The sequence below is a fragment of the Pseudomonas quercus genome (assembly GCF_012033695.1).
Classification (GTDB): Bacteria; Pseudomonadota; Gammaproteobacteria; order Pseudomonadales; family Pseudomonadaceae; genus Aquipseudomonas; species Aquipseudomonas quercus.
The window spans coordinates 596,137-611,299 of sequence record NZ_JAAVJI010000001.1; the positions used below are offsets into that span (position 1 = coordinate 596,137).

The 15,163-nt window shown below is 60.7% G+C and carries 17 protein-coding genes; 7 read left to right on the forward strand and 10 right to left on the reverse strand.

Going from position 1 to position 15,163, the window contains the following annotated elements; all coding sequences use genetic code 11:
• Window positions 1-60 precede the first annotated feature (60 nt).
• Window positions 61-612 carry a type 1 glutamine amidotransferase domain-containing protein gene (locus HBH25_RS02630; protein ID WP_168081190.1) on the reverse strand — a complete coding sequence of 184 codons (552 nt, stop codon included), beginning with the start codon at window positions 610-612 and terminating at the stop codon, window positions 61-63.
• Between the two features lie 238 nt (window positions 613-850).
• On the opposite strand from HBH25_RS02630, the gene HBH25_RS02635 reads away from it, so the two are divergent.
• Window positions 851-1,834 carry a ribonuclease Z gene (locus HBH25_RS02635; RefSeq protein WP_168081192.1) on the forward strand — a complete coding sequence of 328 codons (984 nt, stop codon included), beginning with the start codon at window positions 851-853 and terminating at the stop codon, window positions 1,832-1,834.
• Window positions 1,835-1,996: 162 nt separating this feature from the next.
• Here the strand turns inward: HBH25_RS02635 and HBH25_RS02640 are convergent, their stop codons facing one another.
• The 4 genes from HBH25_RS02640 to HBH25_RS02655 all read right to left on the reverse strand — a co-directional run bounded on the left by HBH25_RS02640 (window position 1,997) and on the right by HBH25_RS02655 (window position 4,176).
• Window positions 1,997-2,134: a hypothetical protein gene (locus HBH25_RS02640; RefSeq protein ID WP_168081194.1), complete on the reverse strand. Its 138-nt coding sequence runs from the start codon at window positions 2,132-2,134 to the stop codon at window positions 1,997-1,999.
• Window positions 2,135-2,379: 245 nt separating this feature from the next.
• The gene (locus tag HBH25_RS02645; RefSeq protein WP_168081196.1) at window positions 2,380-2,634 is read right to left on the reverse strand and encodes a hypothetical protein; all 255 of its coding nucleotides are present in this window, start codon (window positions 2,632-2,634) and stop codon (window positions 2,380-2,382) included.
• A gap of 114 nt (window positions 2,635-2,748) precedes the next feature.
• Complete coding sequence (locus HBH25_RS23050; RefSeq protein WP_218585481.1) at window positions 2,749-3,171, reverse strand: J domain-containing protein; 423 nt, start codon at window positions 3,169-3,171, stop codon at window positions 2,749-2,751.
• Window positions 3,172-3,291: 120 nt separating this feature from the next.
• A complete protein-coding gene (locus tag HBH25_RS02655) occupies window positions 3,292-4,176 on the reverse strand; it encodes a LysR family transcriptional regulator (RefSeq protein ID WP_168081198.1) in 885 nt (294 codons plus the stop codon).
• 125 nt (window positions 4,177-4,301) lie between these two features.
• Here HBH25_RS02655 and HBH25_RS02660 point away from each other — a divergent pair, with 125 nt between their 5' ends.
• The 4 genes from HBH25_RS02660 (at window position 4,302) to HBH25_RS02675 (ending at window position 8,470) form a co-directional block, all read left to right on the forward strand.
• On the forward strand, window positions 4,302-5,642 hold the full coding sequence (locus tag HBH25_RS02660) for an MFS transporter (protein ID WP_324616846.1): 1,341 nt from the start codon (window positions 4,302-4,304) through the stop codon (window positions 5,640-5,642).
• A 37-nt stretch (window positions 5,643-5,679) separates the two neighbouring features.
• A complete protein-coding gene (locus tag HBH25_RS02665) occupies window positions 5,680-6,954 on the forward strand; it encodes a glucarate dehydratase family protein (RefSeq protein WP_168081202.1) in 1,275 nt (424 codons plus the stop codon).
• Window positions 6,955-7,032: 78 nt separating this feature from the next.
• Window positions 7,033-7,959, forward strand: coding sequence for a Gfo/Idh/MocA family protein (locus HBH25_RS02670; RefSeq protein WP_168081204.1), 927 nt, complete (start codon window positions 7,033-7,035; stop codon window positions 7,957-7,959).
• A gap of 112 nt (window positions 7,960-8,071) precedes the next feature.
• Window positions 8,072-8,470 carry a response regulator gene (locus HBH25_RS02675; RefSeq protein ID WP_168081205.1) on the forward strand — a complete coding sequence of 133 codons (399 nt, stop codon included), beginning with the start codon at window positions 8,072-8,074 and terminating at the stop codon, window positions 8,468-8,470.
• 107 nt (window positions 8,471-8,577) lie between these two features.
• On the opposite strand, the gene HBH25_RS02680 is transcribed toward HBH25_RS02675, so the two are convergent.
• Entirely contained in the window at window positions 8,578-8,865 is a 288-nt protein-coding gene (locus tag HBH25_RS02680) for a hypothetical protein (RefSeq protein ID WP_168081207.1), read from the reverse strand.
• A 29-nt stretch (window positions 8,866-8,894) separates the two neighbouring features.
• Window positions 8,895-9,890: a transcriptional regulator FtrA gene (gene ftrA / locus HBH25_RS02685; RefSeq protein WP_168081209.1), complete on the reverse strand. Its 996-nt coding sequence runs from the start codon at window positions 9,888-9,890 to the stop codon at window positions 8,895-8,897.
• A gap of 124 nt (window positions 9,891-10,014) precedes the next feature.
• Here ftrA and HBH25_RS02690 point away from each other — a divergent pair, with 124 nt between their 5' ends.
• Window positions 10,015-10,206, forward strand: a complete 192-nt coding sequence (locus HBH25_RS02690; RefSeq protein ID WP_168081211.1) for a hypothetical protein — start codon at window positions 10,015-10,017, stop codon at window positions 10,204-10,206.
• 48 nt (window positions 10,207-10,254) lie between these two features.
• Here HBH25_RS02690 and mgrA read toward each other — a convergent pair whose 3' ends face one another.
• Both mgrA and HBH25_RS02700 read right to left on the reverse strand, forming a co-directional pair.
• Window positions 10,255-11,292 (reverse strand): L-glyceraldehyde 3-phosphate reductase, encoded by a 1,038-nt coding sequence (gene mgrA, locus HBH25_RS02695; RefSeq protein ID WP_168081213.1) that lies wholly within the window; start codon window positions 11,290-11,292, stop codon window positions 10,255-10,257.
• A 212-nt stretch (window positions 11,293-11,504) separates the two neighbouring features.
• A complete protein-coding gene (locus HBH25_RS02700) occupies window positions 11,505-12,362 on the reverse strand; it encodes an urea carboxylase-associated family protein (protein ID WP_168081215.1) in 858 nt (285 codons plus the stop codon).
• A gap of 193 nt (window positions 12,363-12,555) precedes the next feature.
• On the opposite strand from HBH25_RS02700, the gene poxB reads away from it, so the two are divergent.
• On the forward strand, window positions 12,556-14,274 hold the full coding sequence (gene poxB / locus HBH25_RS02705; RefSeq protein WP_168081217.1) for a ubiquinone-dependent pyruvate dehydrogenase: 1,719 nt from the start codon (window positions 12,556-12,558) through the stop codon (window positions 14,272-14,274).
• Window positions 14,275-14,427: 153 nt separating this feature from the next.
• Here poxB and HBH25_RS02710 read toward each other — a convergent pair whose 3' ends face one another.
• Window positions 14,428-15,123 carry a GNAT family N-acetyltransferase gene (locus tag HBH25_RS02710; RefSeq protein ID WP_168081219.1) on the reverse strand — a complete coding sequence of 232 codons (696 nt, stop codon included), beginning with the start codon at window positions 15,121-15,123 and terminating at the stop codon, window positions 14,428-14,430.
• Between the last annotated feature and the right edge of the window lie 40 nt (window positions 15,124-15,163).

Consider the following 15,163-nt stretch of genomic DNA (forward strand, 5'->3'; position numbering starts at 1 on the left):
TTAGGAGGTTTTTATGCCAAAAAAAGCCCGCTTTCGCGGGCAAAGTAAAACGGAAATCTATTAAGCGGTTTGCACGGCTTTGATGATGGCCTGGTTAAATGCAGGCAGGTCATCCGGGGTACGGGACGTAATCAGGGTCCAGCCGTTAGCACCACAGGTAAACACTTCAGTGTCTTTCCACCCTGCAGCCTTGGCATTGAGCAGGTCAGTTTTCACGCTGGGGTAAGACGTTAAGGTCTTGCCTTCGATCACACCGGCATCGATCAGCAGCCAAGGGCCGTGGCAGATAGCGGCAACGGTTTTGCCTGCGTCAGCAAAGGCTTTTACCAGCGCTTGAGCATCCTTGTCTTGGCGTAGGGTGTCGGCGTTGACGGTACCGCCGGGGATCACCAAAGCGTCGAAGTCCTCAGCCTTAAGGCCTGCCAGTTTTGCCGTGGATTCCACGGTCTTGTCCTTCTCCGTGTCCTGTACGAAGGTCTGGGTAGTACCGCCCTCAACCGAGGCATGGGTCACGTTCAAGCCAGCGCCTTTAAGGGCTTCCAGCGGCTTGACCAGCTCGTCGCGCTCGATGCCGGTGTTGGAGGTGATGATCAGTACACGTTTGCTGCTCATGGGAGCTCCTGTAGAAGGGGTGGGCAGGTGGCCCTTTGCTGGGCGCCATGGTTTTGGGAAAGCGCAAGGGCGGGCAAAGTTCAGGAAAATTGCACCCTGTTCGGCGCGTCACTGGCTCGATGCTCGCCATGGCCTAAGCACGCCAGCCGTCCCTGTGTGAACACCAACGCTTAAGGATCAAGCCTAGCGGGCACTGAATGTGGTTTCATGGCCCAACGTTTTTTTGAAAGGACTTCTGATGGAACTGATGTTTCTTGGGACCTCCTCTGGCACCCCCACCCGGGCCCGCAACGTCAGTGGCCTGGCCGTGCTAGCGGGCCAAGGCAAGGCCTGGTATCTGGTGGACTGTGGCGAAGGTACACAGCATCGGTTGCTGCGCACGCCTTTGTCCCTTCGACAGCTGGGCGCAATCTTCATTACCCATGTGCACGGGGATCACTGTTATGGCCTGCCTGGGTTGTTGGCCAGTGCTGGCCTGCAGGGACGTACCGAGCCTCTGGACATCATTGCACCGGCCGGCATCGAGGCCTGGTTGATCAGCACGTTCGACCTTACCGAAACACACGTGCCCTTTCCCTTGCGCTTTCACGCCACACCAGGCCTGGTAACGGGCCCACCGTGGAGCGCTGCAGGCCTTAGCGTCAGCGCTACGCCCTTGGCTCATCGTGTACCTTCGTATGCCTACCGATTCACGGAGGCCGCCGCCCGGCCCACGCTGGACCGTGCGCGGCTGGCGGCCGATGGGGTAGCGCGCGGCCCTGCGTGGGGGGCGTTGATGCGAGGCGAAGCGGTGTACCACCAGGGCCGAGTGCTAACACCCACGGACTATCTACGCTTTGGGCAACCACCTCAGTGCATCGTGGTGGCAGGGGACAATGCCGAACCCACGCTACTTGGGCAAGCCTGCGAAGGGGCTCAGGTGCTGGTGCATGAGGCAACCTACACCCAGGCGGTGGCGTGCGGGAAGGAACACCATGGGCACAGCAGTGCAGCGACGGTCGCCCGTTTTGCCGCCTCAGCAGGGCTGCCCAATCTAGTGTTGACCCATTTCAGCCCGCGCTACCAGATAGCCGGCCGGCCTGGTCTGACCTTTGAAGCGCTGAGAGCGGAGGCCGCAGCGTACTATAACGGGACGTTGATCCTAGCAGCGGACTATGACCGTTACCGGTTGGATAAAGCAGGGCAGTTGCAACGGGTAGGGAGTGAAGGCGGGAGCCTGTGATTGGCGTAAGCCCTGCGCAGCCTGGAGGTGTCAGGTTAGAGAGACAGTGGCGCAGGCGCGTTAGTTAAACGCCCAGTCCCCGCCACAGCTCGCCATCCACCAGCATGAACAGCCCCACGCACAAGGCCAGGGAAAACCACTGAGCGACTGAAAGGCGCATGCTCAAGCCAGCCACAGCCAAGCCAGGGATACCGCCCAGCCGCAGACGCCAGCACAGGCGGCAGCGACCAGCGCACGTTCGGACCGGAGCACAATAAGGGGCGAGGGAGAAGTAATGCTGTGGTGAGTGTTGCGTTGCATGGCCGATATCCTCTTTTCGTGAAAAGCATATCGGCGGTGGTGCGCTGTTCTTGACCCAGCACACACTATTTAACTTAGGCTATGTTCGAAAAGTCCTGACGCTCGGTGATGCTGCGTTGAAAACCGGCTCGGAATGCTCATTTACAACCAGTAAACTCCGCTTCCTCGCCTGTTTTCGCCTTGCCTGACCTTCACGTCAGAACGTTTCGTACACAGCCTATGGGCTCACTCAAGGTCGCTGGGTGTTACCACGGATCTGCTGAACCCCTGGCAGCATGCCGCAGTGCTGCCAAGCGCCGATTGGATACCGTATCGATACGCTCAGCCATGGCTTTGTGCTGGCCCAGGTTAACCAGGCCAAAGTCAGTAAGGCACCGTAGGTAGCCCGTGGCGCGGGCAGCGCTTTCGCGAATCTCCACATAGTCGGCTGCCCTGTCCACGCCTTCGAGCATGTTTCGCCAAGCAGGCGAGTGAATGTCGTCTTGGTGGGGCAATGGCATCGTTAGTTCCTCGCTATGCGTCGAATCAGCCTTAGGTGAGGCTCCCAAGTGATTGGGAATACCGGGTAATGGTCATAGACTCGTCGCCTAGCGGTTAATTCCCGATCATAGGGCTCAACGGCGCCATTGAGATGAAACGGCAGGCCTTGCCTGGCTGGTCAGTTGTATGGCCAGCCCCATGCCCAAAGCAAAGGCCAGCGCCACTGCCAGGGCCACCACCAGCCATACACGGCTGCGCTTGCGCACCCCAACCGCTTGCTCCGCCTGGGGGGCTGAACCCAGCGCTTTGAGCTGAGCCTGCAGGCGCTGTGCTTTTTGGGTAGAGATCCAGGCGTCGTGTTGTGCCCGCTGCTTGGGATCATTGAGTACGGCATAGGCCGTGTTCAACAGCCGTACGATGCGCTCAGCCTCTGCATCGCCAGGGTTGCGGTCAGGGTGGTGCTTTTGCATCAGGGCTTTGTAAGCGGCGCGTATCACTTCAGGCGGGGCGTTGCGCGCCACACGCAAGTTGGCGTAATGGGTGGGGACTTCTTGCATGTAAAGGGTTCCATCCGGGCGGGCTGCCATAAACGCGTCATGACCGGCCGCACGGCACAAGGGCGGCCTGCAAAGGTATCGGCCTTGTTACACAAACCTTTACCCAAACTGCCTAACAGCTCAGACCGCGGCCCGGATGGCCTCCAGCAGCATCTTGCAGGCAGGGTTGTCATTGTCGGCCCGGCCAATCAGGTGCAGCTCGCTCTGCACGCCGTCACCCAGGTTCATGGTGTGGAACACCACCTCTTTGAACACGACGTTTGTCGCGCAGCGGGGTACCAGGGCCAGCCCTAACCCAGCGTTTACCAGTGCCAGAATGGTGAGCGAAGAGCCTAGCCATTGGACGTAGTCTGGCGTTACCCCGGCAGACCTGAACATGCCGGTAAGCAGCTCATTGAACGGGGCATAGGCGGCGTGGGAATACATCAGAAACGGTTCCCCGTGCAGGTCGTTGACGGCGACCGCCGGACGGGTAGCCAAAGGGTGAGCGTGGTTTACGGCCAGCACGAAGGGCTCGCGTACCAACCGTTCGCTTACGAAACCTGGCTCGTTCAACGGGGCGCGGGCGATGCCCAGGTCGATACGCCGCGCGCGCAAGGCTTCCTGCTGCTGTGCAGTGTTCATTTCGGTCAACGCAATATTGATGTGGGGCTGCTGCTCGCGAGCCTCGGCGATCACCCGAGGGAGGAATTCATACACCGCACTGCCAACGAAACCAATGGTGACTGAGCCGATGTCCCCCGCTGCGAAGCGCCGTGCCGACACCGCTGCCATTTCCGCCCGCTCCAGCAGGCTCTGGGCCTCAACAAAGAACGCTCGGCCAGCAGCGGTGAGCGCTACTGTGCGCGTATTGCGACTTAGCAACGCGACGCCCAGCTGGTGCTCCAGCAACTGGATCTGGCGGCTGAGGGGGGGCTGGGTCATGTTGAGCCGCTGGGCCGCCCGGCGAAAGTTGAGCTCAGTGGCCACGGCGGTGAAACAACGCAATTGGGCGAGTTCAAACACTGATTCATTCCAGGTATCAATCAAGAGTCAAACTAGATTAGACCGCAACAATGCGCTGGTCCATCATCAGGGGTGCATCCACAGCGGTGCGGCCTACCCACAAAAACAATAGCGGGAGATGCCCAGTGAACCAGCCCCATCGCGCCATTCCAGCCGACGCGCTTGCCCGGGCGGCGAGCAAGGTCAAGCGTCACGTATTGCCACTGTTCGTGGTGATGTTCATCGTCAACTACATCGACCGGGTGAACATCGGGTTTGTGCGAAGCCACATGGAAACGGACCTGGGCATCGGTGCAGCGGCGTATGGCCTGGGTGCCGGGCTGTTCTTCGTGGGCTACGCCCTGTTCGAAGTGCCATCCAACCTGCTGCTGCAACGCTATGGGGCACGCGCCTGGCTAGCCCGGATCATGCTCACCTGGGGCATCGCGGCCATGGCCATGGCGTTCGTACAGGGGCAAACCAGCTTCTACGTGCTGCGTTTTATTCTGGGGGCCGCGGAGGCGGGGTTCTTCCCCGGCATCATTTACTACTTTACCCAATGGTTACCGGCAGCGGAGCGCGGAAAAGCCATGGCGGTATTTCTCAGCGGCTCGGCCATCGCCTCGGTTATTTCCGGCCCTGTTTCAGGTGGCCTGCTCAGCCTGGGCTTGCCGTTGCTGCACAGCTGGCAATGGATGTTCCTGATCGAAGGCGCCGCATCGGTGGTGTTGTGCGGGTTTGTCTGGCTTCATCTGCAATCCCATCCCCATGAAGCCAAATGGCTTACCGACGAAGAGAAGCACGCGCTGACCACTACCATCGCTCAGGAGCAAGCGGCGCGCGAAGCGCAGCAAAGCGGGCGTCCGTCGATCCTGCGGCTCTTGGCCGACCGACAGATCATTGTGTTTTGCTTCATCTACTTTTCGGTCGCCCTTACCATTTACGGCGCCACCTTCTGGCTGCCCAGCATGATCAAAAAGATGGGCAGCCTGGGCGATTTCCAAGTGGGCCTGCTCAATGCCATTCCGTGGCTGATCTCTATTGTGGCCATGTACGGGTTCGCCGGCTTGGCGGCCAAATGGCGCCACCAGCAGGCCTGGTGTGCGCTCACCCTGCTGATCGCCGCGCTGGGGATGTTCATGTCCACTACCGGCGGCCCGGTGTTTGCCTTTGTCGCGATCTGCTTTGCTGCCATCGGTTTCAAGGCAGCTTCTGCGCTGTTCTGGCCACTGCCCCAAGGTTATCTGGACGCCCGGATCGCCGCCGCGGTGATTGCGCTGATCAACTCGATCGGCAACCTCGGTGGCTTTGTGGCCCCTACGGCCTTTGGTTTTCTGGAGCAAACCACCGGGTCTATCCAAGGGGGCCTGTATGGGCTGGCAATCACCTCGGTAGTGGCTGCCGTGGTGGTGCTCTTCGCCCGTGGCAAGCCGGGGTCTGGCAAGCAATCGCTGACCGGGGGCAAGGCTGCGCCTGTGTCCGTGTAAAGGCGGCCATCATTCATTTGAACCAGGAGTTCGGACTGTGAAGATCACGCGTGTCACTGTAACCCCCATTGCGTTCCGCGACCCGCCACTGCTCAATGCCAGCGGTGTCCATGAGCCTTGGGCCTTGCGCTCCATCATTGAGGTGGAAAGCGACAACGGCTACATAGGGTTGGGGGAGAGCTATGGCGACGCCCCGGCCCTGGCCATCCAGCAAGCGTTGCAAAGCCAGCTGATTGGCCTGGACCCTTTCAACCTCAATGCGTTGCGCACAGTGGTGCAGGCCACTGTCGCTTCGCACAAGCCGGCCAGCCTGGCTGGCGCTGAGCTGGCCCCTGGTTCTCACGCCAGCAAAGCTGTGAGCAACGCCTACTCGGCTTTCGAAGTGGCCTTCCTGGACCTGCAGGCCCGCTCCCTCAACCTGCCACTGGTGGACCTGCTGGGCGGCGCTGTGCGTGACCGGGTGCCGTTCAGCGCCTACCTGTTCTTCAAGTATGCCCAGCATGTGGCGTCTCCCTACGCGGCAGACAACTGGGGCGAGGCCTTGAGCGAAGCCCAGATCGTGGCCCAGGCAGCGCGCATGATCGAGGCGTATGGCTTCAAAAGTATCAAGCTCAAGGCCGGCACGCTCCCGCCAGAACACGAAGTGGCCTGTATCAAGGCGCTGAAGAAGGCATTCCCGGATCACCCGCTGCGCATTGACCCCAATGGCAACTGGTCGCTGGAAACCGCCATTCGCATGGCGGAGCTGCTGGGCGACGACCTGCAATACTACGAAGACCCCACCCCTGGCCTGGAGGGTATGAGCGAATTGCACAAACGCACTGGCCTGCCACTGGCGACCAACATGGTGGTGACGGACTTCGATGAATTCCGCCGTAGCGTGCCCCTGAACAGCGTGCAGATTGTGCTGGCCGACCACCACTACTGGGGTGGCCTGCGCGATACCCAGCATCTGGCGAAGATGTGTGACACCTTCGGCCTGGGTGTGTCCATGCACTCCAACTCCCACTTGGGCATCAGCCTCATGGCCATGACCCATGTGGCGGCGGCCACCCCCAACCTGGGTTACGCCTGCGACACCCACTACCCGTGGCAGGAGCCCGATGAAGAGGTGATCAAGGGGGGCAAGGTGGTTATCGAAGACGGCTGCGTGGCCATCACCCGGGCACCAGGGCTTGGGGTCGAACTGGACGCTGACCAGTTGGCCAAGCTACATGACCAGTTTCTGGGCTGTGGCATTCGCCAGCGTGACGATGTGCGCCAGATGCAACGCTACAAGCCCGAATGGAAAGCGGTGAAACCCCGCTATTAACCCCATGCACCCCGGCGGCAGACCGGCTACCATCACGCCTGTTCAATCACCTCCACAACAACAAGACAGGAGTGTTCGATGCAGCCGATTCGTCTTGGCCTGGTTGGCTACGGCAAGATTGCCCAGGACCAGCATGTGCCCGCCATCCAGGCCAACCCCGCGTTCTCCCTGTGTGCGGTGGCCACTCAAGGCCAGCCGTGCCCAGGGGTCGCCAACTTCGGCTCGCTGGCCCAGATGCTCAGTGCAGGGCCGGCCCTGGATGCCATCGCGTTTTGTACCCCGCCCCAGGGGCGTTACGGGCTGGTGAGCGAGGCACTGGCCGCCGGCAAGCATGTATTGGTGGAAAAACCCCCGTGTGCCAGCCTGGGTGAGGCGTTGGCACTGGTCGACCAGGCAACCGAGGCCGGCGTGACGGGCCTGTTTGCCTGGCACTCGCGGTTCGCGCCTGGGGTGGCCCCAGCCAAGGCCTGGCTCGCCGAGCGCACATTGAAGGCGGTGCACGTGACCTGGAAGGAAAGCGTGCGCAAATGGCACCCTGGGCAAACCTGGATCTGGCAGGCCGGCGGCCTAGGGGTGTTCGACCCGGGTATCAATGCCTTGTCCATTGTTACCGATGTGTTGGCCACACCCCTGTTCGTGGAGAACGCCCAGTTGCAGGTTCCCGAAAATTGCCAATCGCCCATTGCCGCGACCTTGCGCATGCGTAATGCCATCGGCCTGCCGGTCACGGCCGACCTAGACTTCGATCATGGCCATGACGAACTGTGGCGCATCGAACTGGATGCAGGTGATAGCGTGCTACGCCTTGACCAGGGCGGCGCTGCGCTGAGCATTGACGGCCATAGGCAAACACTGCCCGCAGAAGCCGAGTACCCGGCTATGTACCGGCACTTCCAGCAACTGATCGCCAGCGGCACCTGCGACATGGACGTGCAGCCACTGCGCCTGGTGGCTGACAGCTTCTTTGCCGGTGAACGGGTGCTGGTGGAAGCGTTCCACGAGTAGAAAAAGGCACGCGGGACAGGCGCTTCGATCATTCAAACACTCGACAAAAACCGTTTGCCCCCGTAGCGTTACGGCGAGGTTTACTTGTTTTCGCAGAAGCTGAGTTTTTTCTATGAGCGTAGCCGATGCCCCTTGGGCAGACCGTATTCGGGACCTTCGGGTATTGGTGGTGGAAGACGATACTCTGGTTAGCCTGTTCCTTGAGGCTTTGCTGGAAGCGGTGGGAATCACTCACGGTGTGCAAATGGCGCAGACCATGGACACAGCCGTGTGGCTGGCCCAGAGCGGGGCCTTCGATGTGGCACTGCTGGACGTCTACCTTAATGGAACGCCCAGCTTCGAAGTCGCCGATGCGCTGGCAACTCGCGGTATTCCATTTGCCTTCGCCTCTGGCTTTACCCCGGACGATGTGATGGCGCGCTTTCCTGGCGTTCCAGTGATTGCCAAACCCTTTCAGGCGGCCGAGCTAGAAGGGGTCTTGAAAGCCTTGCTCCAAGGCAGGGGTAACTGACCCTAGGCCTGTTCGCCGGCTGGCACCGGCTCCTACAAATGCCATGCATGGCATGTTTGTGTAGGAGCCTGCGAAGCGGGCGAAGTACTTTAGGCAATGAAGGTAAGTTATTCAGCCTTTTTCTTGGTCTTGTTGGTCTCATACTGGTTGTCGTACATCTTGTCTGCCTTTCCCCCTTTCTGATCCTCAGGCCGCACTTTTACCGGGCCCGAGTCCAGGATGCCGCCCCCTTGGCCTTTTACGTCAGTGGGCGTTTCCGCGGCACCTGATCGAATTTCCTTATGCACGCCGGTATCGGGTTTGCCTGTGCCGGTGGTGTCAGCAGCCAGGGCGTGGGCTGTCATCATCGACGTGGCGAGAAACAGGCCGGCTATCGCCTTTTTATAGGTAGTCATGTACAGCTCCTTCGGGTTTACCAGCATTCCTAGTCGACACGTAATTCACGCACCGTGTTCCCTGAAGGAATGCAGCCGAACCGCTCGCGGTACGCCGACGGAGCTAGGCCGATATGCTTGCGAAAAGCCAGGCGCAACGCCTCTACCGAGCCAAACCCACAGTGCTCGGCCAAGCGCTCCAGGGGCAGAGCGGTGCTTTCGAGCAGCTCACGTGCACGTGACAGCCGCACCTGTTGAAGCCAGGCTTTGGGCGTCAGGCCGGTAGCTTCGGTGAACCTTCGTAGAAACGTCCGTTCGCTCATCAGTGCACGGCCAGCCAGGGCCTTCACGGTCAGCGGTTGATCAAGCTGCTGTTGTGCCCAGTCCAGTACCTGCGACAGGGCATGGTGGCCATCGCAGGCCACAGGCGTAGGTATGAATTGCAATTGCCCGCCCGCACGCTGTGGCGACATTACCAACCGCCTGGCCACCCGGTTGGCCACGGCGGTACCAAAGTCACGCGCCACCACGTGCAGGCAGGCGTCGATGCCTGCAGCACTACCAGCGGATGTGATGACCTGGCCGGCATCTATGTACAGTACACCTGGGTCGACCTCCACAGCGGGGTAGCGCTTGGCCAGTTCATCCGCGTACTGCCAGTGGGTGGTGACACGCAGACCGTCAAGCAGGCCTGCGGCTGCCAGTACAAACACCCCTGAACAGATGGACAGCAGGCGCGTGCCCCGGGCATGTGCTGCCTGGAGTGCCGCAATCAACGCATCGGAGGGCGGTTCATCACGGTTACGCCAGCCTGGGATGACCACAGTATGAGCCTCTTCAAGCCCCTCCAGGCCTGCTTCGGCCATTAGGTGGATACCGCCCATGGCGCGGAGCGGGCCGGGGTCGGCGGCCACCACGCGATGGCGATACCAGGGAAAGCTGAATTCAGGCCGAGCCAGGCCGAACACCTCCACCGCGATGCCGAATTCGAAGGTGCACAGGCCGTTGTACGCCAGGGTGGCAACCGTACCAGGGTGGTTGAACATGAAGGCGAGCCTGCTGAAACCCGTTGAGGTGAGCACTATAACCCGATGATCGGCCTGAAGGTTTTCACCAATGCGCCGATACCTTTTTTGACAGCATTTGAAGCAGGTTGAAGGAGGGTCGATCATGGCGGCCGCGCGTAACACCACGTCAGCAATCCCCGAAAAAGGGGCCAACGAGCGCACGCTGGCGCTGGTAGGTTTTGGTATTCCATTCAATGAAGTGGTCGGCCACCCCCGGGAATTCCTGGTGGCCGACCTGCCACGGCAGCTGGCTGCCACCATGAAGGGCGGCAGGATTGCTGTGAGGTTTCGTTAAGGCAAGTGTGAAGGAAGGCGCATTACCGCACAGCCTTACAAGCTCGCGTCAAACGGCTGAGGAGGGTTTTTCCCAAAGGTTGATCTTGCCTTCCACAGCGAAGCGGTCGATGTCGGCCAGCTCTTCGGCAGTGAAGTCCAGGTTGTCCAGCGCAGCTACGTTTTCGATGATTTGTTCCGGGCGGCTTGCGCCAATCAGCGCACTGGTCACGCGCGGGTCGCGCAGGGTCCAGGCCAGTGCCAATTGGGCCAGGCTTTGGCCGCGTTTCTTGGCGATGTCGTTCAACGCGCGCACGTGGGCCAGGTTCTCCTCAGACAAGTGCCCGGCCTGGAGGGATTGCCCGCCTGGCTGGTTGACCCGTGAGTCTTGCGGGGTGCCGTTGAGGTACTTGTCGGTGAGCAAGCCTTGGGCCAAGGGTGTGAAAGCAATCACCCCTGCACCAAGTTCCTCCGTGGTATCCAGCAGGTCTTTTTCCACCCAGCGGTTGAGCAGGTTGTAAGCGGGCTGGTGAATCAGCAGCGGCACTTTCCATTCCGCCAACAGCGCGGCCATTTCGCGGGTTTTAGTGCCTGAATAAGAGCTGATCCCTACGTACAACGCCTTGCCCTGTTGAACGGCGGTAGCCAAGGCACTGGCGGTTTCTTCCAGGGGTGTGTCGGCATCGAAACGGTGCGAATAGAAGATATCTACGTAGTCCAGGCCCATGCGTCTCAGGCTTTGGTCCAGGCTGGCCAGCACGTATTTGCGCGAGCCGCCGCCCTGGCCATAGGGGCCAGGCCACATGTCCCACCCGGCCTTGGAAGAAATGATCAATTCGTCCCGATAGGCGTGGAAGTCTTCACGCAGCAGCCGGCCGAAATTGATTTCGGCACTGCCATAGGGCGGGCCGTAATTATTGGCCAGGTCGAAGTGATTGATACCCAAGTCAAAGGCCGTGCGCAGCATCGCACGCTGGCGGTCGATGGGGGTGCTGTCGCCAAAGTTGTGCCACAGCCCCAAGGATAGGGCCGGCAGCACCAGGCCGCTGCGGCCTACACGGCGATAGGGAATGCGGTCGTAACGGTCGTTGGAAGCGAAGTAGGTCATGACAGTCCTTTATAGGGTCAGTCGAAATGGCGGTTGCCTGGGCGAACCAGCCCGAGGTGACCGCGCAAGGTAGGCCCGGTGTGGGCGGCAGAACAGGCCGCTTCCACTCAGGCGCAAGGATATGGAAACCCTCGGCGGCATTCTGTTCGAACGCTGTGTGGCTCCAGCCTGGTACGGGGCCGTAATGCCTGCCAGGCCCCGCAGTTGGTCACTCAACAACCATGGGTACGGTCATAGCCATTCGCCTGAGGCGCCCGCCAGCCCTCGGGTAGCCGTTCGGGTGCGTACACCTCAACCTGCATCGGGTAACAGGCTACGTTGTCGGAAGAATGCTCGGACGAGCAGTCCCCACCGGGGCAGGCCGACATGCAGCCAAGAAGGTCGATTTCAGCAAAGAACTCCAGGTAGTCGCCTGGCCGTACTGGGCTAGCTTTCATGAAGTACTGGCCCGTATCCCGTGTGAAGCCAGTGCACATGAATACATTCAACACATCGTGTACGTGGGCTTCAGCCCCCTCAAAGGCCAGCCCTGTCGCGTCGGCCAGCGCCCGGGTGAGGTTGGAATGGCAGCAGTGGTGGTAGTGCCCCCCACTGAGCAGGTTGTGGGTGTAGGGGTCACAGCGTGTACCGATCACGTCATGGACAGCCCCGCCGAATGCATCGACGCCATACCAGCCGAGGGTGTCGTGGGTGAGGGTCGCCATGGGCCGCAAGTAAGGGAAACTGGAGAACAACTGGTCCCCAGTGCTCACGTGGGTGCCATTCAATGCACGGGTTTTGCCGGTGTACAGCCGCTCTTTCAGGTTGTGCGCGTTGAACAGGTTCAGGTCGCCCACCTGAGGGCCTTCAATGCACACCAGGCGGCAGAAATGCCCGGCAGGCACGTGCCAGGTGCTGGCGCTGCGGGGGGCAATGGTGACCGTGTTTACCCGCTTGAGCCAGGGTCGCAGGGCTTGGTAATGCTCAAGCCGTGGCCGGGGCAGAGCCTCGGTGGGGTAGCAGATCACTGGTTTGACAGCTCGGCGGGCCTCGGCATCGGCCGGTTGAACGGTGTGCGTAGTGTCTTTCATTCCAAGCCCCATGGACGATGGTGATCGCCTTAGGCTAGCGGTAGCAGGGGTGGCTGCGCCAGCCAGCGTGGGCAGCTACCGGCCTAGCGCATTTCCTGAAACGGGCGTGTGACATTTTTGTTAGTCATCCGCTTTGAACACTCGCACCTGGAGGGACTCACACCTTGAATCCAATTCCTCAAGGAGTGCCTCAATGGCAACCGCTGCCGATTACATGGTCAACACCCTCAAGCAGGCGGGGGTCAAGCGCGTCTACGGCGTTGTTGGTGACTCGCTCAATGGGTTCACCGACGCCATGCGCCGCTTGGGCGGGCTGGACTGGGTGCACATGCGTAACGAAGAAGCGGGTGCGTTTGCAGCCGGTGGAGAGGCCCACCTCACAGGGGAGCTGGCGGTCTGTGCAGGCAGCTGCGGGCCAGGCAATTTGCACCTCATCAACGGGCTGTTCGATTGCCACCGCAGTGGGGTGCCGGTGTTGGCCATTGCCGCGCACATTCCCAGCAGTGAGATCGGTATCGACTATTTCCAGGCTACCCACCCGGAGTCCCTGTTCAAGGACTGCAGCCACTACGTGGAGCTAGTGTCCCAGCCTGAGCAGCTGCCGCAGATCCTGGAGCGGGCCATGCGGGTGGCTATCAGCCGTCGCGGGGTGGCTGTGGTGGTCATTCCTGGGGATGTGGCGCTCGCGCCGCTGGATGCACCCGTGGCCAAATGGCTGGCGCCTAAAGCGCCGGTGGTGGTGCCGGCACTGGACCAGTTGGGCGAGCTGGTGGAGTTCCTGAACACCGGCGAACGCATCACCTTGTTGTGCGGCGCTGGTTGCGCCGGCGCCCATGACGAAGTAGTGGCCTTGGCCAAGCTGTTGAAGGCACCTATCGTGCATGCCCTGCGGGGCAAGGAATACCTGGAGTACGACAATCCTTATGACGTGGGCATGACTGGGCTGATCGGGTTTGCTTCGGGCTTTCATGCCATGAAGGACTGCGACACCTTGCTGATGCTGGGCACCAATTTCCCTTACCGGCAGTTCTTCCCCGAACACACCCGCATTGCCCAGATCGACCTCAAGCCTGAAGCGCTGGGTAACCGCTGCCCACTGGCAATCGGTGTGCTCGGTGATGTGAAGCACAGCCTCCAGCAGTTGCTGCCACGGCTGGAAGAGCATACGGACAGCAGCCACCTCAATAAAGCCATCGCCCATTACGAAAGCACCCGCAAGAACCTGGATGAGTTGGCAGAGAGTGGCCCCAACAGCCCTACCATTCACCCGCAATACCTGAACCGGCTGGTGAGTGAACTGGCGGCCGAGGATGCCATTTTCACCTGCGACGTTGGCACACCCACGGCCTGGGCCGCGCGCTACCTAAAAATGAACGGCAAGCGCCGGTTGATCGGCTCGTTCAACCACGGGAGCATGGCCAATGCCATGCTCCAGGCCATCGGCGCCCAGGCCAGCCACCCAGGGCGGCAAGTGGTGTCCCTGTCTGGGGACGGCGGGTTCAGCATGATGATGGGCGACTTCCTGACCCTTAGCCAAGCCAACCTGCCTGTCAAAGTCATCGTGCTGAACAACGGCACCCTGGGCTTTGTGGAAATGGAAATGAAGGCCAGCGGGCTGGTTGACGTGGGCTGTGACCTGAAAAACCCGGACTTCGCCGCGTTTGCCCGTAGCATGGGCATCAAGGGGATCCGGGTCCAGAAGCCGCAGGACCTGGAGGGTGCATTGACCGAAGCCTTTACCCATGACGGCCCAGTGCTGGTCGATGTGGTCAGCGAGCGGCAGGAGCTGATCATGCCGCCCGAGATCACAGCGGCCAATGTGAAGGGCTTTGGCCTGTTCATGCTACGGGCAGTAATGGACGGGCGTGCGAAGGAGCTGATTAATCTGGCCAAGGGCAACTTGGTGCGCTAGGTTCTGCCTGTAATATGTCCGTACTCGGTGATGCTGCGTTGAAAGCAGGCTCGGAATGCTCATTTACAACCAGTAAACTCCGCTTCCTCGCCTGCTTTCGCCTTGCCTGACCTTCGCACAAACATATTTCAGACGGAACCCAAGCCGCCCGGTTTAACGTGGCGGCCGATGCTCCCTGGCCTGGCGAGCATAGGCTGCCGCGTGTCGCTCCAGCTGGTCCAGCCGATAATCGCGCTGCTTCTCGGCGTCCACCATCGCCTTACGGCCCTTCTGCTGAAGCAAGTAAGCGTGGATCTGTTGCACTTCCAGCGTGCGATAGAGCGGGGCCACGTCCAGCCGGTGCACCGTGCCTGCGGTGCGCACAGGTCGCGTATTGAGCAACACGTGTGGGCCACTGGCACCCACCACATGCCACCCCACTGCTTCAAACCAGCTGCTGCTTTGAACAAGGCATGGCGCTTCGGCATGGGGGTAGCGCGCGGTCACGCTCTCGAGCAACTGGCGGCCGATGCCCAGGCGGCGATGGTCGGGCCTTACCACAAGGTACAGCAGGGTGCAGGCTTCTACAGCGCCGGTGGCTGGCACGAACAGCGCGAAGCCCAGCACCTGCTCAGGGTTCTCAGGCGAAAGTGCCAGCAGCAGTTCGGGCGCATGAGTGGCGGCAGTACCCAGGGCTTGAAGGTAGTGGTGTATCTCCAACCCCAGCCCATATTGGTACAGCGGGTAAAGCGGATTGCTGGGCGCCAGTGCAGCGCTGCCCAGTACGGTGAGGTGGTCGATGGCCAACTGTTGCACTTGGTCGGCAAGTGCATCAGGTGGCGGGCTGACCCAGTGGTGTGTTGTGAACATAGGGCTCGAGAAGGGCAGGTATGAAGGCAGCATCATACCT

Excerpts from the sequence above, each read along its gene's own strand:
- HBH25_RS02630 (WP_168081190.1), bottom strand. The coding sequence starts at position 612 with ATGAGCAGCAAACGTGTACTGATCATCACCTCCAACACCGGCATCGAG.
- HBH25_RS02635 (WP_168081192.1), top strand. The coding sequence starts at position 851 with ATGGAACTGATGTTTCTTGGGACCTCCTCTGGCACCCCCACCCGGGCC.
- HBH25_RS02640 (WP_168081194.1), bottom strand. The coding sequence starts at position 2,134 with ATGCAACGCAACACTCACCACAGCATTACTTCTCCCTCGCCCCTTATT.
- HBH25_RS02645 (WP_168081196.1), bottom strand. The coding sequence starts at position 2,634 with ATGCCATTGCCCCACCAAGACGACATTCACTCGCCTGCTTGGCGAAAC.
- HBH25_RS23050 (WP_218585481.1), bottom strand. The coding sequence starts at position 3,171 with ATGCAAGAAGTCCCCACCCATTACGCCAACTTGCGTGTGGCGCGCAAC.
- HBH25_RS02670 (WP_168081204.1), top strand. The coding sequence starts at position 7,033 with ATGCAGCCGATTCGTCTTGGCCTGGTTGGCTACGGCAAGATTGCCCAG.
- HBH25_RS02675 (WP_168081205.1), top strand. The coding sequence starts at position 8,072 with ATGAGCGTAGCCGATGCCCCTTGGGCAGACCGTATTCGGGACCTTCGG.
- HBH25_RS02680 (WP_168081207.1), bottom strand. The coding sequence starts at position 8,865 with ATGACTACCTATAAAAAGGCGATAGCCGGCCTGTTTCTCGCCACGTCG.
- ftrA (WP_168081209.1), bottom strand. The coding sequence starts at position 9,890 with ATGTTCAACCACCCTGGTACGGTTGCCACCCTGGCGTACAACGGCCTG.
- HBH25_RS02690 (WP_168081211.1), top strand. The coding sequence starts at position 10,015 with ATGGCGGCCGCGCGTAACACCACGTCAGCAATCCCCGAAAAAGGGGCC.
- mgrA (WP_168081213.1), bottom strand. The coding sequence starts at position 11,292 with ATGACCTACTTCGCTTCCAACGACCGTTACGACCGCATTCCCTATCGC.
- HBH25_RS02700 (WP_168081215.1), bottom strand. The coding sequence starts at position 12,362 with ATGAAAGACACTACGCACACCGTTCAACCGGCCGATGCCGAGGCCCGC.
- poxB (WP_168081217.1), top strand. The coding sequence starts at position 12,556 with ATGGCAACCGCTGCCGATTACATGGTCAACACCCTCAAGCAGGCGGGG.
- HBH25_RS02710 (WP_168081219.1), bottom strand. The coding sequence starts at position 15,123 with ATGTTCACAACACACCACTGGGTCAGCCCGCCACCTGATGCACTTGCC.